At 73.9% G+C, this 24,846-nt stretch carries 22 protein-coding genes; 14 read left to right on the forward strand and 8 right to left on the reverse strand.

Annotated elements, in window-relative coordinates; genetic code table 11:
• Positions 1–31 precede the first annotated feature (31 nt).
• Positions 32–325: a hypothetical protein gene (locus LRS74_RS23250; protein ID WP_277742828.1), complete on the reverse strand. Its 294-nt coding sequence runs from the start codon at positions 323–325 to the stop codon at positions 32–34.
• Positions 326–447: 122 nt separating this feature from the next.
• On the opposite strand from LRS74_RS23250, the gene LRS74_RS23255 reads away from it, so the two are divergent.
• On the forward strand, positions 448–3,741 hold the full coding sequence (locus LRS74_RS23255; RefSeq protein WP_277742829.1) for a hypothetical protein: 3,294 nt from the start codon (positions 448–450) through the stop codon (positions 3,739–3,741).
• 823 nt (positions 3,742–4,564) lie between these two features.
• Here the strand turns inward: LRS74_RS23255 and LRS74_RS23260 are convergent.
• Both LRS74_RS23260 and LRS74_RS23265 read right to left on the reverse strand, forming a co-directional pair.
• On the reverse strand, positions 4,565–4,948 hold the full coding sequence (locus tag LRS74_RS23260) for an STAS domain-containing protein (protein ID WP_277742830.1): 384 nt from the start codon (positions 4,946–4,948) through the stop codon (positions 4,565–4,567).
• A gap of 19 nt (positions 4,949–4,967) precedes the next feature.
• Positions 4,968–5,219 (reverse strand): hypothetical protein, encoded by a 252-nt coding sequence (locus tag LRS74_RS23265; RefSeq protein ID WP_144383613.1) that lies wholly within the window; start codon positions 5,217–5,219, stop codon positions 4,968–4,970.
• 58 nt (positions 5,220–5,277) lie between these two features.
• Between LRS74_RS23265 and holA the strand changes: the two genes are divergently transcribed.
• On the forward strand, positions 5,278–6,270 hold the full coding sequence (gene holA, locus LRS74_RS23270; RefSeq protein WP_277742831.1) for a DNA polymerase III subunit delta: 993 nt from the start codon (positions 5,278–5,280) through the stop codon (positions 6,268–6,270).
• 112 nt (positions 6,271–6,382) lie between these two features.
• On the opposite strand, the gene LRS74_RS23275 is transcribed toward holA, so the two are convergent.
• The gene (locus LRS74_RS23275; protein WP_277742832.1) at positions 6,383–7,291 is read right to left on the reverse strand and encodes a hypothetical protein; all 909 of its coding nucleotides are present in this window, start codon (positions 7,289–7,291) and stop codon (positions 6,383–6,385) included.
• A 455-nt stretch (positions 7,292–7,746) separates the two neighbouring features.
• A complete protein-coding gene (rpsT, locus tag LRS74_RS23280) occupies positions 7,747–8,013 on the reverse strand; it encodes a 30S ribosomal protein S20 (protein ID WP_277742833.1) in 267 nt (88 codons plus the stop codon).
• Between the two features lie 213 nt (positions 8,014–8,226).
• Here rpsT and lepA point away from each other — a divergent pair, with 213 nt between their 5' ends.
• The 4 genes from lepA (at position 8,227) to LRS74_RS23300 (ending at position 14,807) form a co-directional block, all read left to right on the forward strand.
• Entirely contained in the window at positions 8,227–10,098 is a 1,872-nt protein-coding gene (gene lepA / locus LRS74_RS23285) for a translation elongation factor 4 (RefSeq protein WP_277742834.1), read from the forward strand.
• Positions 10,099–10,401: 303 nt separating this feature from the next.
• A complete protein-coding gene (locus LRS74_RS23290) occupies positions 10,402–12,288 on the forward strand; it encodes a long-chain fatty acid--CoA ligase (RefSeq protein WP_277742835.1) in 1,887 nt (628 codons plus the stop codon).
• Positions 12,289–12,906: 618 nt separating this feature from the next.
• Positions 12,907–14,139: a radical SAM family heme chaperone HemW gene (gene hemW / locus LRS74_RS23295; protein ID WP_277742836.1), complete on the forward strand. Its 1,233-nt coding sequence runs from the start codon at positions 12,907–12,909 to the stop codon at positions 14,137–14,139.
• Positions 14,140–14,240: 101 nt separating this feature from the next.
• Entirely contained in the window at positions 14,241–14,807 is a 567-nt protein-coding gene (locus LRS74_RS23300; RefSeq protein WP_277742837.1) for a Uma2 family endonuclease, read from the forward strand.
• Here the strand turns inward: LRS74_RS23300 and LRS74_RS23305 are convergent.
• Both LRS74_RS23305 and LRS74_RS23310 read right to left on the reverse strand, forming a co-directional pair.
• Positions 14,804–15,631 (reverse strand): DUF3097 domain-containing protein, encoded by an 828-nt coding sequence (locus tag LRS74_RS23305; RefSeq protein ID WP_277742838.1) that lies wholly within the window; start codon positions 15,629–15,631, stop codon positions 14,804–14,806. The genes LRS74_RS23300 and LRS74_RS23305 overlap by 4 nt on opposite strands.
• Before the next feature lie 9 nt (positions 15,632–15,640).
• Complete coding sequence (locus tag LRS74_RS23310) at positions 15,641–16,375, reverse strand: MBL fold metallo-hydrolase (RefSeq protein ID WP_277744889.1); 735 nt, start codon at positions 16,373–16,375, stop codon at positions 15,641–15,643.
• Positions 16,376–16,695: 320 nt separating this feature from the next.
• Here LRS74_RS23310 and hrcA point away from each other — a divergent pair, with 320 nt between their 5' ends.
• The 7 genes from hrcA to LRS74_RS23345 all read left to right on the forward strand — a co-directional run bounded on the left by hrcA (position 16,696) and on the right by LRS74_RS23345 (position 22,925).
• Positions 16,696–17,712 carry a heat-inducible transcriptional repressor HrcA gene (gene hrcA, locus LRS74_RS23315; RefSeq protein ID WP_144383621.1) on the forward strand — a complete coding sequence of 339 codons (1,017 nt, stop codon included), beginning with the start codon at positions 16,696–16,698 and terminating at the stop codon, positions 17,710–17,712.
• A complete protein-coding gene (gene dnaJ / locus LRS74_RS23320) occupies positions 17,713–18,852 on the forward strand; it encodes a molecular chaperone DnaJ (RefSeq protein WP_277742839.1) in 1,140 nt (379 codons plus the stop codon).
• A gap of 124 nt (positions 18,853–18,976) precedes the next feature.
• Complete coding sequence (locus tag LRS74_RS23325) at positions 18,977–20,068, forward strand: nitronate monooxygenase (RefSeq protein ID WP_277742840.1); 1,092 nt, start codon at positions 18,977–18,979, stop codon at positions 20,066–20,068.
• On the forward strand, positions 20,065–20,802 hold the full coding sequence (locus LRS74_RS23330; protein ID WP_277742841.1) for a 16S rRNA (uracil(1498)-N(3))-methyltransferase: 738 nt from the start codon (positions 20,065–20,067) through the stop codon (positions 20,800–20,802). The genes LRS74_RS23325 and LRS74_RS23330 overlap by 4 nt, the downstream gene beginning before the upstream one ends.
• A 183-nt stretch (positions 20,803–20,985) precedes the next feature.
• On the forward strand, positions 20,986–21,534 hold the full coding sequence (locus tag LRS74_RS23335) for a hypothetical protein (protein WP_277742842.1): 549 nt from the start codon (positions 20,986–20,988) through the stop codon (positions 21,532–21,534).
• Positions 21,535–21,614: 80 nt separating this feature from the next.
• A complete protein-coding gene (locus LRS74_RS23340) occupies positions 21,615–21,974 on the forward strand; it encodes a histidine triad nucleotide-binding protein (RefSeq protein WP_277742843.1) in 360 nt (119 codons plus the stop codon).
• Between the two features lie 6 nt (positions 21,975–21,980).
• Positions 21,981–22,925, forward strand: coding sequence for a ribonuclease Z (locus LRS74_RS23345; RefSeq protein WP_277742844.1), 945 nt, complete (start codon positions 21,981–21,983; stop codon positions 22,923–22,925).
• On the opposite strand, the gene LRS74_RS23350 is transcribed toward LRS74_RS23345, so the two are convergent.
• Entirely contained in the window at positions 22,852–23,325 is a 474-nt protein-coding gene (locus tag LRS74_RS23350; protein ID WP_277742845.1) for an ATP-binding protein, read from the reverse strand. The genes LRS74_RS23345 and LRS74_RS23350 overlap by 74 nt on opposite strands.
• Before the next feature lie 324 nt (positions 23,326–23,649).
• Here LRS74_RS23350 and LRS74_RS23355 point away from each other — a divergent pair, with 324 nt between their 5' ends.
• A complete protein-coding gene (locus tag LRS74_RS23355; RefSeq protein ID WP_277742846.1) occupies positions 23,650–24,774 on the forward strand; it encodes a PfkB family carbohydrate kinase in 1,125 nt (374 codons plus the stop codon).
• Positions 24,775–24,846 lie beyond the last annotated feature (72 nt).

Genomic DNA, 24,846 nt, shown 5'->3' on the forward strand with positions numbered 1-24,846 from the left:
GCTTCCCCTGCGCGGAGCGTGTCTGACAAGTCTACGACCGGGACGGGTCGTGCCCACCCATGGGCGACAACGCGCGGGTCCAGCAGATCAGTTGACGTACGATCCGTTCCGCCCGTGCCCCACCGGCCGGCCAGAACGGCAGCAGGGCGAGAGCGGGCAGGCTGGCGATGGTGACCAGCAACAGCGCCGGTACGAGCAGGGCCGCAACCGCCACCGCGCGGAGCGCGTCGCCCCAACGGGCGGCGGTGCGAGCGACGAGGGAAACGAGGGAAACGAGGGAAAGGGGCACGGGCAGCAAGGCGGCCTCCAGACGGGCGGATGTCACGCCAGGTGGTGCCGGCGGGCGGTGGTGCGCCGCCGGTGATTCCACGATGAGGCCGGGCGCGAGGGCGTCGACCGGAGGCGACGGGTGGCGACGGGGCCGGGGCCGGCCGAGGAGGGGATGCGATGGGACGCGATGAGGAGGGCCGGGGCCACCGCCGCGACGGGAGGCACGGGGAGCACGACAGGGCCGGCGGAGGGGGCGAGGGACGCGGCGACGGACGGGACGGACGCGGCGAGGGACGCAAACCACGGACGGTCGCCCCGCCGCGCGTGCCGCCGGGCGCGCTGCGCGAGTTCAAGCGGTATCTGTACCGGCTCTACCTCACCGCGGGCGCGCCCAGCCTGGAGGGCATCGCCGCGCTCATCGCGGAGGACGACGGCCTTCCCGGCGCCCCCGGCAAGGACACCGTCGCCCGGCTGTTGAGCGGCGGAAGGCTGCCGAGTCTCCAGGACGCCGAGTCGGTGGCGGCCGTGCTGGGCCGCGAGGCCGACCACGGCAGGGACCCCGCCGAGGTGGTCGCCCGCACCCGTGAGCTGTGGGTGGCGGCCAACGAGAACCCCGTGCCGCCGCTGCGGACCGTCGAGGAGTGGGGCCCGTTCCGGCTGGGCGTGCACCACGCCGTCGCCGCCGACGGCCAGCGGACCGATCCGCTCACCCCCTACATCGAGCGCAACCACGACGAGGCCCTGCGGGACCGGCTGCGGCAGGCGGCGGACAGCCGGCAGTCCGTGCTGGTCGTGCTCGTCGGTCAGTCGTCCACCGGCAAGACCCGCGCCGCCTACGAGGCGGTGCGCGCCGAACTGCCCGGCTGGCCGCTGCTGTTCCCCGCCGACGCGGAGGAGCTCGCCGGCTGGGTCGCCGCCGACGCCGTCGACGCCCGCACCGTGCTGTGGCTCAACGAGACCCAGCGCTACCTCTCCGGTACCGCGGGAGAGGTAGCGGCCCGCGCCCTGGCCACCCTGCTGGAGCGGGTCACCCCGCTCGCGGTGGTCGGCAGCATGTGGCCGGAGTACGCGCGCAAGCTGACCGCGCGTCCGGCCGGGACGCAGGACCGGAACTTCCACGCCCGCGGCCTGCTGGAGCTCCATCGGGCCGAGATCCACGTGCCGGACCACTTCGCCGGCGGCCTGCCGCGCGTCGGCGAGGCCGCCGCGCGAGACCCGCGCCTGGCCGCCGCGCTGCGCGTGGCCGGGGTCGAGGCCCGGGTACTGCAACAGCTCACCGGCGGCCCGGAGCTGGTGCGCCGGTACGACGAGGGGCCGGGCAACGCCTTCACCGAGATCGAACACGCGGTCCTCACCGCGGCGGTCGACGCCCGACGCCTGGGGCACACCAGCGCGCTCCCCGCGGAACTGCTCGCCGAAGCCGTCGCCGGATACCTCCCGACCACCGCGCGGGTCACCCATGACCGCGACTGGTTCGCCGCCGCCGTCACCGCCCTGTGCCCGCGGGCGCACGCCAACGGCACGCTCACCGCGCTCGTCCCCGACCGGGTCGCCCCGGGTCTCGGCGCCGCCGACGGCTACCACCCCGCCGACTACCTCGACCAGAGCGTGCGTCGCTCGCGCGGCCATCTCGCCCCACCCGCCCAGCTCTGGCAGGCGGCCGAGCGGCACGCGCGCACCGCCGACGACCTGTACGCCCTGGGCCACGCGGCCGAGGACCGACGGCGGTACGGCCACGCGTTACGGCTCTACCAGCGCGCCGTCGACCACGGCAGCCCCGCGGCCCGCGCGGCTCTCGCCTCGCTCCTCGACGCCGTCGGCGACCACCTCGGGGCGGAGGCCGCCGCCGCGGACTGCCCGCGCGCCTGGGCGGCCCTGGCCATGGCCCGCGAGGCCGGCGGCGACCTGCCCGGCGCCGAGCGCGCCTACCGCGTCGCCGCCGAGACCGGAGAGCCCTGGGCTTGGGCGCCCTTGGCCCGCATCCGGGAGAACGCCGAGGATCCGGAGGGCGCCGAGGAGATCGCCTCCCGCGCGGCCACCGAGGGACACCCGCAGGTGTGGCTCACCCTGGCCCGGCTGCGCGAGCGCTCCGCCCCGGCCCGCTCCCGCCCGCGGCCCGCGGCGGAGCCCGGAACGGGCCCGGGAACGAGGACGGTCACCGGCAGGCCGTCGGTCCCGGCGTCGGGGCCCGGCCCGGTCGGCGGGGGCGGCACCCCGACCGGCACGGGAGCGCACGAGGGCGCGACCGTGAACGGCAGGAGCCCCTCGCCGCCGCGCGAGGTGGAACCGGTCGTGGAAGGCCGCCTGTCGGGGGTCACGGGCGCCCGCCTCCCGGCGCAGCCCGGCCGGAACGTCCATATGGTGGACGCCCGCGCCCCGCGATCAGAGGAAGCCCCGAAACCGGCGGGTACGGAGGCCACGGCGGGAGTCGAGGGGGAGCCGGTCGGGCCCGCGGAGCGCGCCTACGCGGCGGCCGCGGCAGCCGGGGAGCCCTGGGGCTGGTTGGGCCTGGCCCGGCTGCGCGAGCGGGCCGGGGACGTGCCGGGCGCCGAGACCGCCTACGGTCAGGCCGCCGCGGCGGGGGTCACCGCCGCCTGGACCCACCTGGTCCAGGTGCGCCGGCGGTCCGGAGACCCGGTCGGAGCGGAGGAGGCGGCCGTCCGCGCGGCCGAGCACGGGGACGCCGAGGCGTGGAGCGTGCTGGCCCGGCTCCTGGAGCAGCAGGGCGACCTGCCGGGGGCCGAGCGCGGCTACGCGGCCGCCGCGGCCACCGGCGCCAGCAGCGCCCTCGCCCGCCTGGCCGGGCTCCGCGAGGAGTGTGGGGACCGCCCGGGCGCGGAGCGCGCCGCGGTCGACGCCGGGCGGGACGGGGACGGCGAGGCGTGGAGCACGCTGGCCCGGTTGCGGGAGGCGGCGGGCGACGGCGACGGCGCCGAGTACGCCGCCGCGCAGGCGTCCCGAACCGGGGACGCCGAGATCTGGACCGTGCTCGCCCGGCTGCGCGAGGCGGCGGGGGACCAGGTGGGCGCCGAGCGCGCGGCCGACGAGGCGGCCGAGAACGGCGACCCCGACGCCTGGGCCGCGCTCTCCCGGATCCGGGAGCGGGCCGAGGACCGGGAGGGGTCGGAGCGCGCCGTTCGACGGGCGGTCGACGTCGGGGGCACCGGCGCCTGGGCGGCCCTCGGCCGGGTGCGGGAACAGCACGGGGACGCCCCTGCGGCCGAACGCGCCTACCTCGCCGCCACCGCGCTGGGCGACACGGACGCCTGGGGCGACCTGGCCCGACTGTACGAGGAGACCGGCGACCGGCGCCGCGCGGAACAGGCGTACCGCACGGCCGTCGACGCGGGCGACACCGAGGCGTGGGGCGGGCTGCTGCGCGTGCTGCGCCCGGGCGGCGGCCGGCGGCTTGAGCCGCGGCGGCGGCGCCACGGACTCGACGCGGCCGGCGGCTTCGCCGGCGCCCCGTGACGCCGGCTCACCCGACCCCGCGCCCCCCACCCCCGATCGCCGGTGCCACACCCCGCAGCACGGCCGCGGCCCCGACAACCCCGCGCCGTACCGGCCCCCGGCCGTACCGGCCCCCGGCCGTACCGGCCCCCGGCCGTACCGGCCCCCGGCCGTACCGGCCCCCGGCCGTACCGGCCCCCGGCCGTACCGGCCCCCGGCCGTACCGGCCCCCGGCCGTGCGGGGCCGTGGTCGTGGGGCCGGCAGCCCTGCGGCTGTGCGGGCGGGCAGCCCCCCATGGTCGTGTGGGGCACCCTCCGGATCGGCCGTGCGGGTGGTGGCTGGTCCGCGGACGTGTGGGTGGACCGGCCGCCCTGGGGCCGACGGCTTTCGCCCCGGCCGCTCGGTGTGTGGCCTCGGCACCGCGCTGGGCCGGGGTCGACCGACGCCGTCGACCCTCGACTTCCGTCGCTGGTCGGACTCCGTCGGCCGACACCGGGGTGTCGGGGCCGTCGGCCCCCAGGGTCGCGCGGGCGGCTGCCCGCCCGTGATCGCGTGGTTGCTGTGCCGGTTGCTGGTTGCCGGTTGCCGGTTACCGGTTGCTGGTTGCCGGTTGTCCGGTGGGCTCGGCCGCGCGGGGCGCCCCGTCCCGCCGCCGCGGAGGTGGCCTCGGCACCGCGCTGCGCCGGGGTGTCGGGTGCCGTCGGCCCCCACGGCCGCGCGGGCGGCTGCCCGCCCGTGATCCCGTGATCGGCCGGTTGCCGGTTGCCGTCGCCCGGTGGGCTCGGCCGCGCGGGGCGCCCCGTCCCGCTGCCGCGGCGGGGCCGCTGCCACGGTCACGGCGGGTCACCGCTGGGGTGAGATGAGGGCCCGGCGCGGTTCCGTGTGGGTCAGGGCTTCCACGGCGTGGGCCACCGAGGCGTGGTTCCTGAAGAGCTTGGCGGCTCCCATCCTGCTGAGCATCGTGGTGACCTCGGGGGTGATCCTCATCAGGGCCATGCCGCCCCCGCCGGCGCGCAGCCGCTTCCGTGCGCCCACCACGACCCCCAGAAAGGTGCTGTCGACGAACTCCACCCCGCTCATGTCGAGCACCAGATGAAGGCGGCCCTGGTCGATCAGCTCGATCAGCGCCGCGCGCAGTCCGGGCGACGCGTAGACGTCGTATTCGCCCTCGACGGTCACCACGGTCACCGTGTCGGACAGGTGCTCGTACACGACCTTCAGCTCCATCGGCGAGCCACCGCCCCCGCTAAGACTCCGGACTCTCCAGCCATCCCTCGTACTCCTCCGCCAGCTCGTGGAGCGCCTCGCCGTGGAGGTTCCCCGCCGTGTCCTCGACCACCACCAGCCACTGGGCGTCCTCGGCGTCGTCCTCGCCCGCCAACGCGTCCCGGACCAGTTGCGGCTCCTCGGTCAGGCCGAACCGCTCCACCACGGTCTCGGCCACCTCCTCCGCCGCGTCGCGGTCGGGGAGGACCAGCACATGTCGCACATCGCTCACGGGCATATTCTCCGGCACGGATCGAGGGTGTCAGCCCCTCGTGGGATGCTGGTCCGCGATGGCCAGGAAGAGTACGACCGACGACCTGCTCGCCCCCGTGACGATCGCCGTGGGGCAGGAGGACCTGCTGCTCGACCGCGCGGTGCAGCAGGTCGTGGCGGCCGCGCGCGCCGCCGACCCGGACACCGATGTGCGCGACCTCATGCCGGACGCGCTGCAGCCCGGCACGCTGGCCGAGCTGACCAGCCCGTCGCTGTTCGCCGAGCGCAAGGTCGTGGTGGTGCGCAACGCCCAGGACCTCTCCGCCGACACGATCAAGGACGTGAAGGGGTATCTCAACGCCCCGGCCGAGGAGATCACCCTGGTGCTGCTGCACGCCGGCGGGGCCAAGGGCAAGGGGCTGCTCGACGCCGCGCGCAAGGTCGGCGCCCGCGAGGTGGCCTGCCCCAAGATGACCAAGCCCGCCGACCGGCTGACGTTCGTGCGGACGGAGTTCCGGGGGACCGGCCGCTCCGCGACCCCCGAGGCATGCCAGGCGCTGGTCGACGCCATCGGCAGCGATCTGCGCGAGCTGGCCAGCGCCTGCGCGCAGTTGGTGGCCGATGTGGAGGGCGTCATCGACGAGGCCGTCGTCGCCCGCTACTACACGGGGCGGGCCGAGGCGTCGAGCTTCACCGTCGCCGACCGCGCGGTCGAAGGACGTGCGGCCGAGGCCCTCGAAGCGCTGCGCTGGGCGCTGGCGACCGGCGTCGCCCCCGTCCTGATCACCAGCGCGCTCGCCCAGGGCGTCCGCTCCATCGGGAAGCTCGCCTCCGCGCCCCGCGGCGCCCGCCCCGCCGATCTCGCGCGCGAGTTGGGCATGCCGCCATGGAAGATCGACCGCGTGCGGCAGCAGATGCGCGGTTGGTCGGCGGACGGGGTGGCGGTCGCGCTCCGCGCGGTGGCCGAGGCCGACGCGGGCGTCAAGGGCGGCGGCGACGACCCGGAGTACGCCCTGGAGAAGGCCGTCGTCACCATCGCCCGCGCCGCCCGCTCGAACCGCGGCCGCTGACCCCCGCTCCCGGTCCCGGTCCCGGGATGGGGACCGGGACCGGGATGGGGACCGACGGCGACCGGGACCGACGGCGACGGCGACGGGGACCGACGACCGGGGCCGGGGCCCGTTACTTCTGGAGCTTGGCCAGCGTCGCCTTGGCGCTGGTCTGCAGCAGTTCGCCCGCCTTGTCGGGGGAGACCGCCGTGACGCCGGTGGAGGAGGACGACACGTACTCGGACCAGGTGATCTGGTAGGTGAACCAGCCGTCGCGGACGCCGAGGATCACATAGGCCCCGTCGTCCTCGCCGTCCTTCTCCTTCACGGTCACCAGGTACGCCTCGTCGCCGACGCCGGAGACGTCCTTGACGACGTACTTGTCGCCCCCGGCCTTCCGGGTCTCGAACGCCTTGTACTGGGCCTCGAACTCGGGCGCCGGGTCCGTCTTCTTGTGCAGGCTGGCGGAGGTGTAGACGCTCGCCGAGGAGTAGTCCTCGCTGGACGCGCCCGTCGGCTTGTACTCGATCTCGCAGGTCATCCCGTCGAGGGCGGCGTGCTCGGAGCCCTCGTGCTCCGGGTTCTTCTCGTCCTCGTCCGGGGTGTCCTCCCGGAACCCGGCGCCCTCGAAGGCGGAGAAGTCGGAGGACGCGCACAGGTCCTCCTGGTAGCGGTAGCCGCCCAGGTCGGCCTTCTCCTCGCCGTCGAAGCCGCCCGTGGCGAAGAGCGTGCCGGCCCAGACCGCAGAGGCGAGCACCGCGCCGCCGACGCCCCACAGCCAGCCCTTCCCCTTGCCGCCTCCGCCGCCGCCGGGCGGGGCCGGGAAGCCGGACGGGGGCGTGACGGCGCCGAAGCCGGCAGGCGGGGGCACCGCTCCCGGCGCCGCTCCGGGCGTCCCGCCGGCCGGGGGCTGCGCGTACGGATTGGGCTGCGGCGGCTGCGGTGGGACCTGGCCGTACGGGTTCGGCGGCGCGGGCGGCATCCCCGGCTGCTGCGGCGGCTGCTGGTACGGATTGGGCGTCTGGTCCCCCGGTATCGACATGCGCGAAGAGTACCCGAACGGGCACACGGCGAAGGCGCGTCCCCGGTCACGAAACGGCTCACGCCTCCACCGGGTCCCCGGTCAAAGCGGCTCATGCCTCCCCGCGTCCCCGGCGCCCCGTGGCGCCCGCCCGCACTCGCCGCCGTGCACCCGCGCCCGACCATGCCGAAGGCCCCGTCCGGCCTCCGGGGGAAAGGAGGCGGACGGGGCCTTCGGTACCAGCTGTGGTGCGCCGCACCCGCGTGGCGAACGCAGGCCGCGTGCGGCGCGATGTCGCTGTGCGAGACAGCGAGGCTTGCTCTACAGGACTGCTCCTGCGGGCCGCCGGTCGGAGCGGGTGAGAGGGACCGCTGTGCCCGTTCCGGCGGGGGCTTCACGCCCCGGTGGGTTCCGGAAGCACCTCGTCAGGACCCGGAGGTCCGAACCCGGCGGCGTCCCGGAAGACGTGCGGAAGGTCAGCCCTTGAGGGTCGCGACCTGCTGCGCCAGCGCCGACTTCTTGTTGGCGGCGGCGTTCTTGTGGATGACGCCCTTGCTGGCGGCCTTGTCCAGCTTCTTGCTGGCCTCGCGGACGGCGACGGTGGCCTTCTCGAGGTCACCGGCGGTCACGGCCTCGCGGGCCTTGCGGATGGCGGTCTTGACCGAAGACTTGATCGACTTGTTGCGAAGCCGCGCCTTCTCGTTGGTCTTGTTCCGCTTGATCTGGGACTTGATGTTCGCCACGAATGAGCCTTTTCAGGTTCGAATGAATGGTTCGCTTGGATCCCAGGGGATCCGGGGCGCGCCTCGGCGTGAGAGGGCACGAGGCACAGTGGACCAGGCTACCAGCAGGCTCTAACGCGTCCCAAACCGGAGAGCGCCGCTTGGTCATGGGACGATAGGGGGAAACCAACACCTGGAACCAACACCGCGTCCCGCCTAGACACAGGACCCTGCGTGCCCGCGACCCCTACCCACGTGCCGGAGCCGAGCCGTACCGACCCGGCGCTCATCCGCAACTTCTGCATCATCGCGCACATCGACCACGGCAAGTCGACGCTGGCCGACCGGATGCTTCAGCTCACCGGAGTGGTCGAGCAGCGGCAGATGCGCGCGCAGTACCTCGACCGCATGGACATCGAGCGCGAGCGCGGCATCACCATCAAGTCCCAGGCGGTCCGTCTGCCGTGGGCCCCGACCACGGGGCCCGACCAGGGCCGTACCCACATCCTCAACATGATCGACACGCCTGGGCACGTCGACTTCACCTATGAGGTCTCCCGGTCGCTGGCGGCCTGTGAGGGCACCATCCTGCTCGTCGACGCCGCGCAGGGCATCGAGGCGCAGACCCTCGCCAACCTCTACCTGGCGATGGAGAACGACCTCGCCATCGTCCCCGTGCTGAACAAGATCGACCTGCCGGCCGCGCAGCCCGAGAAGTTCGCCGAGGAGCTCGCGAACCTGGTCGGCTGCGACCCGGACGACGTGCTGCGCGTCTCGGCCAAGACCGGCATGGGCGTCGAGGCCCTGCTGGACCGCGTGGTGCGGGAGGTCCCGGCTCCGGTGGGCGTCGCCGACGCCCCCGCCCGCGCGATGATCTTCGACTCGGTCTACGACTCCTACCGCGGCGTCGTGACCTACGTCCGCGTCGTCGACGGCCAGCTCGGCAAGCGCGAGCGCATCCGAATGATGTCGACCGGCGCGACCCACGAGCTGCTGGAGATCGGCACCAACTCGCCCGAGATGCTGCCGGCCGACGGCCTCGGCGTCGGCGAGGTGGGCTACCTCATCACCGGTGTGAAGGACGTCCGTCAGTCCAAGGTCGGTGACACGATCACCCAGCAGAGCAAGGGCGCCACGGAGGCGCTCGGCGGCTACAAGGACCCCAAGCCGATGGTGTTCTCCGGCCTCTACCCGCTGGACGGCTCGGACTACCCGGAGCTGCGTGACGCCCTCGACAAGCTCCAGCTCAACGACGCCGCGCTGGTCTACGAACCGGAGACCTCCGCCGCGCTGGGCTTCGGCTTCCGCGTCGGCTTCCTCGGCCTGCTCCACCTGGACGTGATCCGCGAGCGCCTGGAGCGCGAGTTCGGGCTCGACCTGATCGCCACCGCCCCCAACGTGGTCTACCGCGTGCTCATGGAGGACGGCAGCGAGCACACGGTCACCAACCCGAGCGAGTTCCCCGAGGGCAAGATCTCCGAGGTCTACGAGCCGGTGGTGCGCGCCACCATCCTCGCGCCCAGTGAGTTCATCGGCTCGATCATGGAGCTCTGCCAGACCCGTCGCGGCACCCTGCTCGGCATGGACTACCTCTCCGAGGACCGGGTGGAGATCCGCTACACCCTGCCCCTCGCCGAGATCGTCTTCGACTTCTTCGACCAGCTGAAGTCCAAGACCCGCGGCTACGCCTCGCTGGACTACGAGCCCACCGGCGAGCAGACCTCCCAGCTGGTGAAGGTCGACATCCTGCTGCACGGCGACAAGGTGGACGCCTTCTCGGCGATCACCCACAAGGACGCCGCGTACGCGTACGGCGTGCGGCTCGTCGCCAAGCTGCGCGAGCTCATCCCGCGGCAGGCCTTCGAGGTGCCCATCCAGGCCGCCATCGGCTCCCGCGTCATCGCCCGCGAGACCATCCGCGCCATCCGCAAGGACGTCCTCGCCAAGTGCTACGGCGGTGACATCTCCCGTAAGCGGAAGCTGCTGGAGAAGCAGAAGGAAGGCAAGAAGCGGATGAAGATGGTCGGCTCCGTGGAGGTCCCGCAGGAGGCGTTCATCGCGGTGCTCTCCAGCGACGACTCCGCGGGCGGCAAGGGCAAGAAGTAGCCCGTACGCCTCGCGGGCGCCCGGGAGCGCGCCCGCGAGGCACGGCCGTGGAATCCGCGGCCGGGTCGTCACACCGACCCCGACAAGGGTCCGGCGCACCACGCCGGGCCCTTGATCCGCGTTCTGCGGACAACGTCCCCGCCAGACCCTTACCAACAGCGGATACGGCCTCTACGCTGATCTCCACTCGAAGGTTACCCACGAGTCAATAAGACGAGTCGGCCGACGGAGTCCGACCATCGACGGAAGTCGAGGGTCGACGGCGTCGGTCGACGAGCGTTGAGGCGGGCCCCGGAGGATGCCGTGACCGACACGAAGACGTTGCTAGAGAACCGGCCGCCGTCCCTGGCGACGCACTTCCTTCGGCGCGTCGACAAGACACCCGACAGCGAGGCGTTCCGCTACCCGGTGCCGCCCGCCTCAGGCGAGGGCCCCGACGAGTGGCGCCCGCTGACCTGGCGGCAGACCGCCGATCGGGTCTTCCACGTCGCCGCCGGCCTGCTCGCCCTCGGGGTGCGCCCCGAGGAGCGGGTGGCGATCGCCGCCGGCACCCGCGTCGAGTGGATCATCAGCGACCTCGGCGTCCTCTGCGCCGGCGCGGTGACCACCACCGTCTACCCCAGCACCAACGCCGAGGAGACCGCGTTCATCCTCGCCGACTCCGGCAGTCGGGTGCTGATCGCCGAGGACGCGGCCCAGCTCGCCAAGGCGCGCGAGCAGCGCGACCGGCTGCCCGAGCTGACGCACGTGGTGGTCATCGAGGCGGCGGACGCGGTGGCCGCCCCGGACGACCCGGACGGCTGGGTGCTCTCCCTGGCCGAGCTGGAGCGGCGCGGCGAGGCCCATCTGGCCCAGCACCCCGACTCCGTCCAGGAGCGGATCGACGCGCTCCGCGCCGACCAGCTGGCGACGCTCATCTACACCTCCGGCACCACCGGGCGCCCCAAGGGCGTGCGGCTGGCCCACGACGCGTGGTCGTACATGGCCGTCGCCATCGGCAACATCGATCTGCTCTACCCCGACGACATGCAGTACCTGTGGCTGCCGCTGGCGCATGTCTTCGGGAAGGTGCTCACCGCCGGGCAGATCTACGTCGGGCACGCCACGGCCGTCGACGGCCGGGTCGACAAGATCATCGAGAACCTGCCGGTGGTCCGACCCACCTACATGTGCGCCGTGCCCCGGATATTCGAGAAGGTCTACAACGGCTCGGCGAAGAAGGCCCGCGAGGCCGGCGGCGCCAAGTACAAGGTCTTCCAGTGGGCCGCCGAGGTCGCCCGGGAGTACGCCAAGGTCTCCCAGGACAACTTCCGGCGCACCGGCACCGCGGCGGTCCCGCTCGGGTTGCGGACCAAGCACGCCCTGGCCGACAAGCTCGTCTACGCCAAGCTGCGCGAGGCGTTCGGCGGCCGGCTGCGGGCCGCCGTCTCCGGCTCGGCCGCGCTCTCCCCCGACATCGCCTACTTCTTCGGCGGCGCCGGCATCCACATCCTGGAGGCGTACGGACTCACCGAGTCCAGCGCCGCCAGCTTCCTCAACCCGGAGAACTACCGCACCGGCACCGTGGGCAAGGCGCTGCCCGGCCTGGAGGTCCGGTTCGCCGAGGACGGCGAGATCCTGCTGCGCGGCCCCGGCATCATGCAGGGCTACCACGGGCAGCCGGAGAAGACCGCCGAGGTGCTGGAGCCGGACGGCTGGTTCCACACGGGCGACATCGGCGAGCTCTCCCCGGACGGCTATCTGCGGATCACCGACCGCAAGAAGGACCTGATCAAGACCTCGGGCGGGAAATACGTGGCCCCGGCCGAGGTCGAGGGACAGTTCAAGGCGGTCTGTCCGTTCGTCTCCAACATCCTGGTGCACGGTGCCGACCGCAACTACTGCACCGCGCTCATCGCCCTCGACGAGCCGACCATCCTCGGCTGGGCCGAGGACCACGGCCTGGGCGGCAAGACGTACGCCGAGGTGGTGGCCAGCCCCGAGGTGCACGAGCTGATCGACGGCTATGTCAAGCGGCTCAACGAGGGCCTCCAGCGCTGGCAGACGATCAAGAAGTTCCGGCTGCTCCCGCGCGACCTCGACGTCGAGCACGGGGAGCTCACGCCGAGCCTCAAGCTGAAGCGGCCCTTCGTGGAGCGCGAGTACAAGGACCTCCTGGAGGAGATGTACGCGGGCACCCGCGAGGCGTAGCGCCTCGCCGGCGGGGCGAAGCGAGGCTGAGGGGCCGGTCGGATCCGGCCCCTCACGGCTCCCGCGCCCGGTCGTCCGCGGACCGACCCCTTCCGCGGCGCGACCGTTCCCGGGCCGTCCCGCGCCCCGACCGTCCCCGGGCCACCCCGCGGCCGGGCCGGCCCCACCACGGGCGGGGCGGTGACGGCCGGTCCGACCGGCTCCCCGCGGGTCGATCCGACCGGCTCCCGGGGCCGGTGCGCGCGCCGCGACGGTTCCGAGCCTCCGCCCCGCGCGGCGTCCGGCCGTCTGGTCCCCGCGTTCGTGCCCGGGCCGGCGCCGTGGGCCCCGGCAGTCGTCTCGGCCGGCTGGTGTCCGGCGGCCGCCCGGACTCCGGTGTCCGTCCCCGGTGCCCGGCCGCCGTCCCGATCCCCGGGCTGCCGGCCCGTCTTCCCGGCCGCCGGCCTGTCCTCCGGCTGCCGGCCTGTCTTCGGCTGCCGTCCCCGTCCCGCCAGCCACCCCCGCACGCCCCCCGCCCACCACTCCCGCTCGCCGTTTCCGGCCTCGCCCGCCGTCCACCGGGCCCTGCCCGGGGCCGCGCGGCCCGGGTCGCTCCGGCGATGCCGGACAATGGGTTGCATGCCTTCCGTACTGCCCGATGGTGAGCCCGTGCCCGACGACGGGGCGCTGCCCCGCGACGCGCTGGCGGGTGCGGCCGGGCGGCCGCTGGGCTTCTACCTGCATGTGCCGTACTGCGCCACCCGCTGCGGCTACTGCGACTTCAACACGTACACCGCCAGCGAGCTGCGCGGCTCCGGCGGCGCGCTCGCCTCGCGCGAGACCTACGCCGACACGCTGATCGAGGAGATCCGGCTGGCGCGCAAGGTGCTGGGTGACGACCCGCGCCCGGTCCAGACGGTCTTCGTCGGCGGCGGCACCCCGACCCTGCTGCCCGCGGCCGACCTGGGGCGGATGCTCGCCGCCGTCCGGGAGGAGTTCGGGCTGGCGCCGGACGCCGAGATCACCACCGAGGCCAACCCGGAGTCCGTCGACCCGCGCTACCTCGCCGAGCTGCGCGAGGGCGGATACAACCGGGTCTCCTTCGGCATGCAGAGCGCCCGCCGGCATGTGCTGAAGATCCTCGACCGCACCCACACCCCGGGCCGCCCCGAGGCCTGCGTCGCCGAGGCCCGCGCGGCCGGCTTCGAGCACGTCAACCTGGACCTGATCTACGGCACGCCGGGTGAGAGCGACGACGACTGGCGCGCCTCCCTGGACGCGGCGCTGGGCGCGGAGCCCGATCACGTCTCCGCGTACGCGCTGATCGTCGAGGAGGGCACCCAGCTCGCCCGGCGCATCCGACGCGGCGAGGTCCCGATGACCGACGACGACGTGCACGCCGACCGCTATCTGATCGCCGAGGACCGGCTGTCGGCCGCCGGCTTCGAGTGGTACGAGGTCTCCAACTGGGCCACCACCCCCGAGGGCCGCTGCCGCCACAACGAGCTGTACTGGCGCGGCGCCGACTGGTGGGGCGCGGGCCCCGGCGCCCACAGCCACGTCGGCGGCGTGCGGTGGTGGAACGTCAAGCACCCGGGCGCCTACGCCCAGGCCCTCAGCGAGGGCCGGTCGCCCGGCGCGGGCCGCGAGGTCCTCGCCGAGGAGGACCGCCGGGTCGAGCGGATCCTGCTGGAGCTGCGGCTGTCCGAGGGCTGCCCCCTGGACCTGCTGAAGCCGGCCGGCCGCGCGGCGGCCGAGCGCGCCCTGGCGGACGGGCTGCTGGAGCGGGGCCCGTTCGACGCCGGCCGTGCGGTGCTGACGCTGCGCGGGCGGCTGCTGGCCGACGCGGTGGTGCGCGATCTGGTGGACTGATTACCTGTTCGGGTGAACTGACGCGCGTGAACCCCATGCCTCCCTAGGGTCTTCATAGGCTGTGGGTGAATCGCACGCGGCGGATGTGGAGGACCACGGAGATGACCGCTGTGTACGAGCGAATGGTCGACGTATTCGAGAAGTACCCCGAGATCTTCGGGCACTACAAGATCGAACTGCTGCGGGGGGACATCGTGATGATGGCTGGGCCCGACCGGGTCCACAACATCAATGTGCTGCTCATCGAGAGGCAGATTCCTCTTGATCGCTGGTACCCACTCCAGACGCAGGACATCGCTCTCCCCGGAGAGGAGAGCGAGCCGCAGCCGGACCTGGTGGTCATCGAACAGGGCGCCTTCGAGGGCCCGGGGCGACTCGTCGACGGCCCGGCCGCTGCCCTGCTGGTGGAGGTCGTGTCCAAGAACAGCGGCCACTACGACTACGAGATCAAGCGCCGGATCTATGCAGCCGGACGGGTTCCCGCCTACTTGATCGTCGACCCCTTCGCTGCCCAGTGCGTGCTGCTCACAGAACCCGTCGGAGCCGGAGACGAGGCCGACTACTCGGTCCAGCGAACCACCAAGTTCGGTGACCCTGTACCCCTGGACATGCTGGGCGTCACTCTTGACACGTCCGCCTTGCTGACCCTGCCGGGCAAGCCGCGCTAGGCTCCCACCGTCACGAAGTCGATCAGCTCCTCCACCCGTCCCAGCAGCTCCGGCCGCAGGTCCTTGTAGGAGTGGACCGAGCCCAGGATCCGCTGCCAGGCCGCGCCGGTGTGCTCCGGCCAGCCCAGGGCTCGGCAGACGCCGGTCTTCCAGTCCACCCCGCGGGGGACCGTCGGCCAGGCGGGGATGCCCACGGACGAGGGCTTGACCGCCTCCCAGACGTCCACGTACGGGTGGCCGACGACGAGGACGTGGTCGCCCGTCACCTCGGCGGCGATGCGGGACTCCTTGGAGCCGGGGACCAGATGGTCCACCAGCACGCCCAGCCGGGCGTCGGGGCCCGGGGCGAAGTCGCGGACGAGGGCCGGAAGGTCGTCGACGCCCTCCAGGTACTCCACCACCACGCCCTCGACGCGCAGGTCGTCGCCCCATACCTTCTCCACCAGCTCGGCGTCGTGGCGTCCCTCGACGTAGACGCGGCCCGCGCGGGCGACGCGGGCGCGGGCGCCGGGCACCGCGATCGAACCGGAGGCGGTCAGCCGGGGACCCGCCTGCCGGGCCGGGGTCGTCGGTCGGACCAGGGTGACGACCCGGCCTTCCAGCAGGAAGCCGCGCGGCTCCATGGGGAACACCCGGTGCTTGCCGAAGCGGTCCTCGAGAGTGACGGTGAGGCCCTGGGCGGTCTTCTCACAGCGGACGACGGCGCCGCAGAAGCCGGTGGTGACCTCCTCGACCACCAGATCGGGCTCGGCCGGCACCTCGGGCACGGGAGCGCTCCGCTTCCACGGAGGGGTCAGATCCGGGTCGTACTGTCTGCTGCGCACCGGGAGACGCTACGCCACCCCGAACCGCGCCGCCAGCTCGGCGCGTTGGCGGCGCACGAAGGCCGCGTCCACCACGGCGCCGTGCCCCGGGACGTACCGCGCGTCCTCGCCGCCCAGGTCGAGCAGCCGGTCCAGGGCGGCGGGCCAGCGACCGGGGAGCGCGTCCCGGCCGGCCTGCGGCTCGCCGGACTCCTCCACCAGATCGCCGCAGAAGACCACCGGCGGCTCGTCGGAGGCGGGCGCGCCGGGGACCAGCACCACCAGGTCGTGGCTGGAGTGGGCGGGGCCGAGGTCGGCGAGCAGCACCCGACGGCCGCCCAGGTCGACGGTGAGCTCCCCGGTGACCGGATGGTGGGGCAGCACCAGGAAGTCGACGGCCTCGGCCGCCGCGTCCGCGTCCACGCCCTGCCGGACCGCGCTTCCGCGCAGTTCGTCCCGCTCCCGCTCCAGCAGCCCGGCCAGCCCCACCGACCCGTACACCTCGCAGCCCGCGAAGGCGGCGGTGCCCAGGACGTGGTCGAAGTGCGGATGGGTGAGCACGATGTGCGTCGGGCGGCGGCCGAAGAGCTCGGTCACCTCCCGGCGGATCTCCGCCCCCTCCCGCAGGGTGGAGCCGGTGTCGACGACCAGCACCCCCGTCTCCCCGGCGATCGCCCCCACCGTCGCGTCCCAGCCCGGCAGCCGGCGTCGTGCGACCCCCGGCGCGAGGCGCTCCCAGCGCGCCCGCTCGCCGTCACCGTTCATCCCCGCCTCTTCCCCATCGCTGCTCATAGGGAGACGCTAGCGCCAGCACGACGGCGTCGCGCGGGCGCCCGGGGCGGCTCGCGGTCGCCGGCGGCGACGCCGGGAGCGGGGCGGCAGCGGGCCCGGACGGGGCTCGGACCGGGCCCGGACGGGCCGGTCAGGGCTGGTGCGGGGCCGGGGCGGCGGGGCCGGCCCTTGCCCGCGCCCTGGCACCCGGCCGTACACTGGGCCCGGAAGATCTGGCACTCGACTCAGGTGAGTGCCAGGGGGAAGAGACTTCAAGCCCCGAGCGGCGGCCGGACTGGAGGTGTGTGTGCGCCATGCTGAGTGAACGCAGACTCGAAGTGCTGCGCGCCATCGTCCAGGACTACGTGGGCACCGAGGAGCCGGTCGGCTCCAAGGCGCTCACCGAGCGCCACCGGCTCGGCGTCTCCCCGGCCACGGTGCGCAACGACATGGCCGCCCTGGAGGACGAGGGATACATCGCCCAGCCGCACACCAGCGCGGGCCGCATCCCCACCGACAAGGGCTACCGCCTGTTCGTGGACAAGCTCGCCGGCGTCAAACCGCTCTCCCAGGCCGAGCGGCGCGCCATCCAGAACTTCCTGGACGGCGCGGTCGACCTGGACGACGTGGTGGGGCGCACGGTCCGGCTGCTGGCCCAGCTGACGCGGCAGGTCGCCGTCGTGCAGTACCCGTCGCTCAGCCGGTCGACGGTGCGCCATGTCGAGCTGCTGGCGCTCGGGCCGGCCCGGGTCATGGTGGTGCTGATCACCGACACCGGACGGGTCGAACAGCGGCACGTGGAGTGCCCCGCTCCGGTCGGCGAGACGACCCTCGCGGACCTGCGGGCGCGGCTCAACGGCCGGGTGGTGGGGCGGCGCTTCGCCGACATCCCGCAGCTCGTCCAGGACCTGCCCGACTCCTTCGAGGTGGACGACCGCGGCACGGTCTCGGCCGTCCTGGCCACCCTGTTGGAGACCCTGGTCGAGGAGACCGAGGAGCGGTTGATGATCGGCGGCACCGCCAATCTGACCCGCTTCGGACATGATTTTCCTCTCACCATCCGGCCCGTCCTGGAGGCCCTGGAGGAGCAGGTCGTGCTCCTGAAACTCCTGGGTGAGGCCAAGGATCCGGGCATGACCGTACGCATCGGGCACGAGAACGCCCACCAAGGGCTGACGTCCACGTCCGTCGTCGCGGTCGGCTACGGTTCGGGCGACGAGGCGGTCGCCAAACTCGGCGTGGTCGGACCGACCCGCATGGACTACCCCGGAACGATGGGAGCGGTACGCGCAGTGGCACGTTACGTCGGACAGATCCTGGCGGAGTCGTAAGTGGCGACGGACTACTACGCAGTCCTGGGCGTGCGGCGGGATGCCTCGCAGGACGAGATCAAGAAGGCGTTCCGCCGGCTCGCTCGCGAGCTGCACCCGGACGTCAACCCGGACCCGAAGACCCAGGAGCGGTTCAAGGAGATCAACGCCGCTTACGAGGTCCTCTCCGACCCGCAGAAGAAGCAGGTCTACGACCTCGGCGGCGACCCGCTCTCCAGCACCGGCGGTGCCGGGGCCGGCGCCGGCGGCTTCGGCGCGGGCTTCGGCAACTTCTCCGACATCATGGACGCGTTCTTCGGGACCGCCTCGCAGCGCGGACCCCGGTCCCGCACCCGGCGCGGCCAGGACGCCATGATCCGCCTCGACATCGAGCTCGACGAGGCGGCGTTCGGCACCACCAAGGACATCCAGGTCGACACCGCCGTCGTCTGCACCACGTGCACCGGCGAGGGCGCGGCCCCCGGCACCTCGGCGCAGACCTGCGACATGTGCCGCGGCCGTGGCGAGGTCTCCCAGGTCACCCGGTCCTTCCTGGGCCAGGTCATGACCTCCCGCCCCTGCCCGCAGTGCCAGGGCTTCGGCACCGTGGTGCCCACCCCGTGCCCGGAGTGCGCCGGCGACGGCCGGGTGCGCTCCCGCCGCACGCTCACGGTCAAGATCCCGGCCGGTGTGGACAACGGCACCCGGATCCAGCTCGCCGGCGAGGGCGAGGTCGGCCCGGGCGGTGGCCCGGCGGGCGACCTGTACGTCGAGATCCACGAGCTTCAGCACCCGGTCTTCCAGCGTCGCGGCGACGACCTGCACTGCACGGTCACCATCCCCATGACGGCGGCCTCGCTCGGCACCAAGGTGCCGCTGGAGACGCTCGACGGCATGGAAGAGGTCGACATCCGGCCCGGCACCCAGTCCGGTCAGTCGATCCCGCTGCACCAGCGCGGCGTCACCCATCTGCGCGGCGGCGGCCGTGGCGACCTCGTCGTCCACGTCGAGGTGCAGACGCCCAGCAAGCTCGACCCGGAGCAGGAGGAGCTGCTGCGTCGGCTCGCCAAGCTGCGCGGCGAGGAGCGCCCCACGGGCGAGTTCAAGCCGGGGCAGCAGGGCCTGTTCTCGCGTCTGAAGGACGCGTTCAACGGGCGCTAGGCACGTGGCACGCGGAGCCCGGAGAGAGGCCCTCTCCGGGCTCCGCCTCGCCGTCGGGCGCCCGGCCGCGGCCGAGGCCCGAGGTCGGTACTGTGCGGTGCGGGGGACGTGACACGATGTGGTCATGTCCTCCGCGCTGACCGATCTCTATCGGTACCCGATCGTGCAGGCCCCCATGGCCGGTGGCGCCTCTTGTCCCCGGCTCGCCGCCGCCGTCTCCGACGCGGGCGGCCTCGGTTTTCTCGCCGCGGGCTACAAGACGCCGGAGGCGATGTACGAGGAGATCAAACAGCTCCGCGCCCAGACGGAACGCCCCTTCGGGGTGAACCTGTTCATGCCGCAGCCCGCCGTCGCCGACCCCTCCGCCCTCGAGGTCTACAGCGAGCAGCTCGCGGCCGAGGCCACCTGGTACGAGACGCCGCTGGGCGACCCCGACTCGGGCAACGACGACGCCTACGAGGTCAAGCTGGCGATACTGCTGGACGACCCCGTCCCGGTGGTCTCGTTCACCTTCGGCTGCCCCTCGCGCGCCGTCTTCGAGGCCTTCGCCAAGGCCGGCACGCGCACCGTGGTCACCGTGACCTCGCCGGAGGAGGCGGAGGCGGCGCAGTGGGCGGGCGCCGACGCGGTGTGCGTCCAGGGCGTGGAGGCGGGCGGCCACCAGGGCACGCACCGGGACGACCCGCAGGCCGACGGCGCCGGCGCCGGCACCGGGCTGCTGACGCTGACCGCGCTGGTCCGGGACGCCGTGCGGATCCCGATCATCGCGGCGGGCGGACTGATGCGTGGCGGGCAGATCGCGGCGGTGCTGGCGGCCGGCGCGAGCGCGGCCCAGCTGGGCACGGCGTTCCTGGTCTGCCCCGAGTCGGCGGCCAACCCGCTGCACAAGGCGGCCATGACCGACCCGCTGTTTCCGCGCACCGAGCTGACCCGAGCCTTCTCGGGTCGCCCGGCCCGCGGCCTGGTCAACCGGTTCATCCGCGAGCACGGCCCGTACGCGCCCGCCGCCTACCCCCAGGTGCACCACCTCACCTCCGGCCTGCGCAAGGCGGCGGCGAAGATCGGCGACCCGCAGGGCATGGCGCTGTGGGCGGGCCAGGGCCACCGGCTGGCGCGCGAACTCCCCGCCGGACGGCTGGTCGAGGTGCTGGTCGGCGAGCTGGAGGCGGCGCGGGCCGGACAGTCGGCCGCCCCGCGCGACGGGGTGGCGTCATGACGGCGCCCGTCTTCGTGGTCGACACGGTGCCGGCGGCGGGGGAGTTCGTCCTGGACGGACCCGAGGGCCGGCACGCGGTGTCGGTGCGCCGGCTGCGCGCCGGTGAGGAGTTGGTCCTCACCGACGGCCGCGGCGCCTGGGCGGAGGGCGTCGTGCTCGCCGCCGAGGGCAAGGACCGGCTGGTGGTCCGGGTGACCGCCGGCGGCGCGGCCGAGCCCGAGCCCGCCCCGCGCATCACCGTCGTCCAGGCGCTCCCCAAGGGTGACCGCGGCGAGTTGGCCGTGGAGACCATGACGGAGACCGGGGTCGACGCCATCGTGCCGTGGGCCGCCTCCCGCTGCGTCACCCAGTGGCGCGGCGACCGGGGCGCCAAGTCCCTGGCCAAGTGGCGGAGTACGGCACGCGAGGCGGGCAAGCAGTCACGTCGGGTGCGCTTCCCCGAGGTGCACGACGCGATGACGACCAAGGAGGTCGCCGCGCTCCTCGGCGACGCGGACTTCGCGGCCGTGCTGCACGAGGAGGGCAGCGAACCGCTCGCCACCACGGAACTCCCCGCCTCGGGGAGCATCGTGCTGGTCGTGGGCCCCGAGGGGGGCGTCTCCCCGGAGGAGCTCGCCGCCTTCGCGGAGGCCGGCGCCCGACCGTACCGGCTGGGCCGCACGGTCCTCAGGACCTCCACGGCGGGCACGGCCGCCACCGCCCTCCTCCTGGGCCGCACCGGCCGCTGGTCCTGACGGAAACCCCCGGCGACCGCGCAGTCACCCGTTCATCACCGTGCGCGCCGCCGAGCTGAAGGCGAGCGACCACGCCGGCGGAGCCCAAGTGGTGCCCGACCGGCGCGCGGTGGTGACCGTTCCGGCGAACCGGAGCGGCAGCGCCTCTTCCGGATCGCGCGGCGGGCTGGCAGTCTGTCCCGTATGGGGGCATTACGACATGCGCGGCGGCTGCTTGCCGCCGGCCTCACGGGAGTTGCGGTCCTGGCCGTGACGGCCTGCGAACCCGAGGAGCGTCGGGGGCTCAGCGCCATCGGCGTGGCCATCACCACGGACAAGGTCGCCACCCGGGCGCTGGAGCGCGGCGGCATCGGCGTGCGGTGGATGACCTGCACCGCCGACCTCAAGGGCGACCAGGTGATCGGGGCGTCCTCCTCACCGGCCAGCGAGGCGTCCGTGGACTGTCGCGGGGAGACCGAGCGGGGCGACGCGGAGATCCGGGTCACCGGCGTCGTGACCCATGCGCGCGAAGGGCGGTGCGTGCGCGGCGATCTGACGGCCAAGGTGGCCGGCAAGCAGGTCTTCCGCGCGAACGTGATCGGCGAGTGCGGCGGGGGCGGCGAGGGTGGCGGCGACGGCGGCGAGCGGCCGCCGTCCGACGGCGCCACGCGAACCGCCCACCAGCCCACCGACGATCCCGCCACCGGCCCGTCCGCGCCGCGGACCTCCGCACCTCCCACCGTCGGCAAGTAGTGCGGCACCGGATGCTGACCGCCCGGTAGCATCCCCACCGTACGGAACCGTACGAGCCGACGACCCGGAGGAGCCCACCGGTGGCGGGAGAACCGCAGGCCGACTGCCTGTTCTGCAAGATCGTGTCGGGAGACGTGCCCGCGACCATCGTCCGGGAGAGCGAGACCACCGTCGCCTTCCGCGACATCAATCCCCAGGCTCCGACGCACATCCTGGTGATTCCCAAGGCGCACTACCCGGACGCCGCCTCCCTCGCGGCCGCCGAGCCGACGATCGCCGCGGACATACTGCGTGAGGCGGGCGAGGTCGCCACCGAGGAGAAGATCGACGGCACCGGCTTCCGGATCGTGTTCAACACCGGCACGGGCGCGGGCCAGACCGTCTTCCACGCCCACGCGCATGTGCTCGGTGGCCGCGGCCTCCAGTGGCCTCCGGGGTAAGTTCCCTTGTCCGCACGAGAACTGGTGGTCCTGGGCACCGCCAGCCAGGTCCCGACCCGCCACCGCAACCACAACGGCTATCTGCTCCGCTGGGACGGCGACGGCATCCTCTTCGACCCCGGTGAGGGCACCCAGCGGCAGATGCTGCGCGCCGGGGTCGCGGCGCACGACATCGACCGGATCTGCGTCACGCACTTCCACGGCGACCACAGCCTGGGCCTGGCCGGGGTGATCCAGCGGATCAACCTGGACCGGGTGCCGCACCCGGTCACCGCGCACTACCCGGCCAGCGGCCAGCGCTTCTTCGACCGGCTGCGGTACGCCACCGCCTACCGGGAGACCGTCGAACTGGCCGAGCGGCCGGTGGCGGAGGACGGGGTGCTGGCCGCCTGCCGCGGCTACACCCTGGAGGCCCGCCGGCTCTCCCATCCGGTGGAGTCCTACGGCTACCGCCTGGTCGAGCCCGACGGCCGCCGGATGCTGCCCGAGGCGCTGGCCGAGCACGGCATCGCCGGGCCGCGGATCGGACAGCTCCAACGGGAGGGGGCGGTCCAGGGCGCCGACGGCCGCCTGGTCCGGCTGGAGGAGGTCAGCGAGGAGCGCCCAGGTCAGCGCTTCGCGTTCGTCATGGACACCCGGCTGTGCGCGGGGGTCCACGCGCTCGCCGAGGGGTGCGACATGCTCGTCATCGAGTCCACCTTCCTGGACGAGGACGAGTCGCTGGCCGTCGAGCACGGCCATCTGACGGCCGGCCAGGCGGCCGCGGTCGCCGCCGGGGCGGGGGTGCGGCACCTGGTGCTGACCCACTTCTCCCAGCGGTACGGCGACCCCGCCGAGTTCGAGCGTCAGGCGCGGGCCGCGGGCTTCGCGGGAGAACTCACCGTGGCCCGTGATCTGATGCGGGTCCCGCTGCCCAAGCGTCGTCAGCCGCGTCCGGCGTCCGGTGGGTGACGAGGAAGGACACCACCTTCCCCGTCGGCGTGGGCTCCGACCGGAGCTCGGCCACCATCGCCTGGAGCAGGGAGAGTCCGCGCCCCGTCTCGGAGTCCCACGCCGCCTCGGCCGGCACCGCCATGCGCGGGCTGGTGTCGTGCACCATGACGACGAGCCCCTCGGGTCGCTCGGCCAGCGTCAGGGTGCACGGCGCGCCGTGGCCGACGTGCTTGTGCACGTTGGTCAGCAGCTCGCTGATGCCCTGGGCGACCACTTGCCGGACCTCCTTCGCGTGACCCCAGTGGCGCAGCCGCTCGTTCGCCAGCCGTCGCACATGCTGGATCTCCTCCGGGTGGGCGGTCACCGCCGTCACGCTGACGCGCGGACCGGAGGAGCTCTCAACCACGTGATCTGTCATGGGGACCCTTCGCACAGGACACACGTGACCACCACCCGCCAGGCGGTGTGCGCGCGGTCTTCGGCGGACGGGGGCCACAGCCTGACCCGCAAGGGCTGCCCCGCGCAAGCGTGTTGAGCACCACACGCGCGCCTTTATCACGCGGGGACGGCGCACGGGCCGGGTCGCGGGCCGGGACCGCCGGCCGGGTGGCCGCGACGGGGCGTTGTCAGTGACATGAGGCACACTGGCCAGACCACAGCACATCGGTGGCATGACGCCTCGCTGACCCCTCACCGCGGCGCCATGCCGGCGCGGAGCGCGGAGCGACCCGGGGAGCGCACGGTGACGACACACAGCAGTGATCAGTTCGAGGCGGACAGCCCGCTGCTCGACCCGCTCGCCGCCCTGCGCACGCCCGCCGATCCGCCCCGGGACGTCTACCTCACCGGCACCGTCTTCCTCGACATCATCTTCACCGGCCTGGACTCCGCCCCGGTGCGCGGGACCGAGTCCTGGGCGCGCGGCATGGGGTCCAGCCCCGGCGGGGTCGCCAACATGGCCACCGCGCTGGCCAGGCTGGGCCTGCGCACCTCGCTGGCCGCGGCCTTCGGCGACGACCACTACGGGGAGTACTGCTGGGACGCCCTCGCCCAGGGCGAGGGCATCGACCTCTCGCTGTCCCGCACCGTCCCCGGCTGGCACTCCCCGGTCACCGTCTCCATGGCGTACGAGGGCGAGCGCACCATGGTCTCCCACGGCCACGAGGCGCCCCCGCCGGAGCCCACGCCCGACACCCCGCCGGCGGCGCGGGCCGCCATCGCCTCGCTGGTGCCCGGCTGCCGCGAGGAGTGGATCGCCCAGGCCGCCCGCCAGGGCAGCCGGATCTTCGCCGACGTCGGCTGGGACGACAGCGGCCGCTGGGACCCGGCCGACCTGGCCGACCTGGAGCACTGCGAGGCGTTCCTGCCCAACGCCGCCGAGGCGATGCGCTACACCGGCACCGACTGCCCGCGCGCCGCCGCCCGGGCGCTGGCGGACCGGGTGCCGCTGGCCGTGGTCACCCTCGGCGCCGAGGGGGCGTACGCGGTGGACGGGCGCACCGGCGAGACCGCCGAGGTCCCCGCCATCGAGGTCGAGGCGCTGGACCCCACCGGCGCCGGGGACGTCTTCATGGCGGGCTTCGTGACCGGCACCCTCGCCGACTGGCCGCTGGCCGACCGGCTGGCCTTCGCGGGGCTCACCGCCGCGCTCTCGGTGCAGGAGTTCGGCGGCTCCCTGTCCGCGCCCGGGTGGGCGGAGATCGCGGCCTGGTGGGAGCGGGCGAAGGCGCTGCGCTCGGCACGACCGATGGGCTCCGCGCCGTGCGCGCTGTCCCGCTACGACTTCCTGGACCGGATACTGCCCGCCACCCACCGCCCCTGGCCGCTCCGCAGGGCCGTGCCGACGATCGGCTTCCGCTCGTCCTGACCCGGCCGGGCCCCGCGTGAGCGTGGAGAGGCGGAGAGGGCGGGGCGGGGCCACGGGCGGCGGTGGCCCTGT

The sequence above is a fragment of the Streptomyces sp. LX-29 genome (genome assembly GCF_029541745.1).
Lineage (GTDB): Bacteria > Actinomycetota > Actinomycetes > Streptomycetales > Streptomycetaceae > Streptomyces.

Coding starts and splice junctions, on each gene's coding strand:
- hrcA (WP_144383621.1), top strand. CDS start 16,696: ATGCTGAGTGAACGCAGACTCGAAGTGCTGCGCGCCATCGTCCAGGAC.
- LRS74_RS23310 (WP_277744889.1), bottom strand. CDS start 16,375: ATGAACGGTGACGGCGAGCGGGCGCGCTGGGAGCGCCTCGCGCCGGGG.
- LRS74_RS23260 (WP_277742830.1), bottom strand. CDS start 4,948: ATGGAGCTGAAGGTCGTGTACGAGCACCTGTCCGACACGGTGACCGTG.
- LRS74_RS23300 (WP_277742837.1), top strand. CDS start 14,241: ATGACCGCTGTGTACGAGCGAATGGTCGACGTATTCGAGAAGTACCCC.
- LRS74_RS23335 (WP_277742842.1), top strand. CDS start 20,986: ATGGGGGCATTACGACATGCGCGGCGGCTGCTTGCCGCCGGCCTCACG.
- LRS74_RS23350 (WP_277742845.1), bottom strand. CDS start 23,325: ATGACAGATCACGTGGTTGAGAGCTCCTCCGGTCCGCGCGTCAGCGTG.
- hemW (WP_277742836.1), top strand. CDS start 12,907: ATGCCTTCCGTACTGCCCGATGGTGAGCCCGTGCCCGACGACGGGGCG.
- holA (WP_277742831.1), top strand. CDS start 5,278: ATGGCCAGGAAGAGTACGACCGACGACCTGCTCGCCCCCGTGACGATC.
- LRS74_RS23325 (WP_277742840.1), top strand. CDS start 18,977: ATGTCCTCCGCGCTGACCGATCTCTATCGGTACCCGATCGTGCAGGCC.
- LRS74_RS23330 (WP_277742841.1), top strand. CDS start 20,065: ATGACGGCGCCCGTCTTCGTGGTCGACACGGTGCCGGCGGCGGGGGAG.
- LRS74_RS23275 (WP_277742832.1), bottom strand. CDS start 7,291: ATGTCGATACCGGGGGACCAGACGCCCAATCCGTACCAGCAGCCGCCG.
- LRS74_RS23255 (WP_277742829.1), top strand. CDS start 448: ATGGGACGCGATGAGGAGGGCCGGGGCCACCGCCGCGACGGGAGGCAC.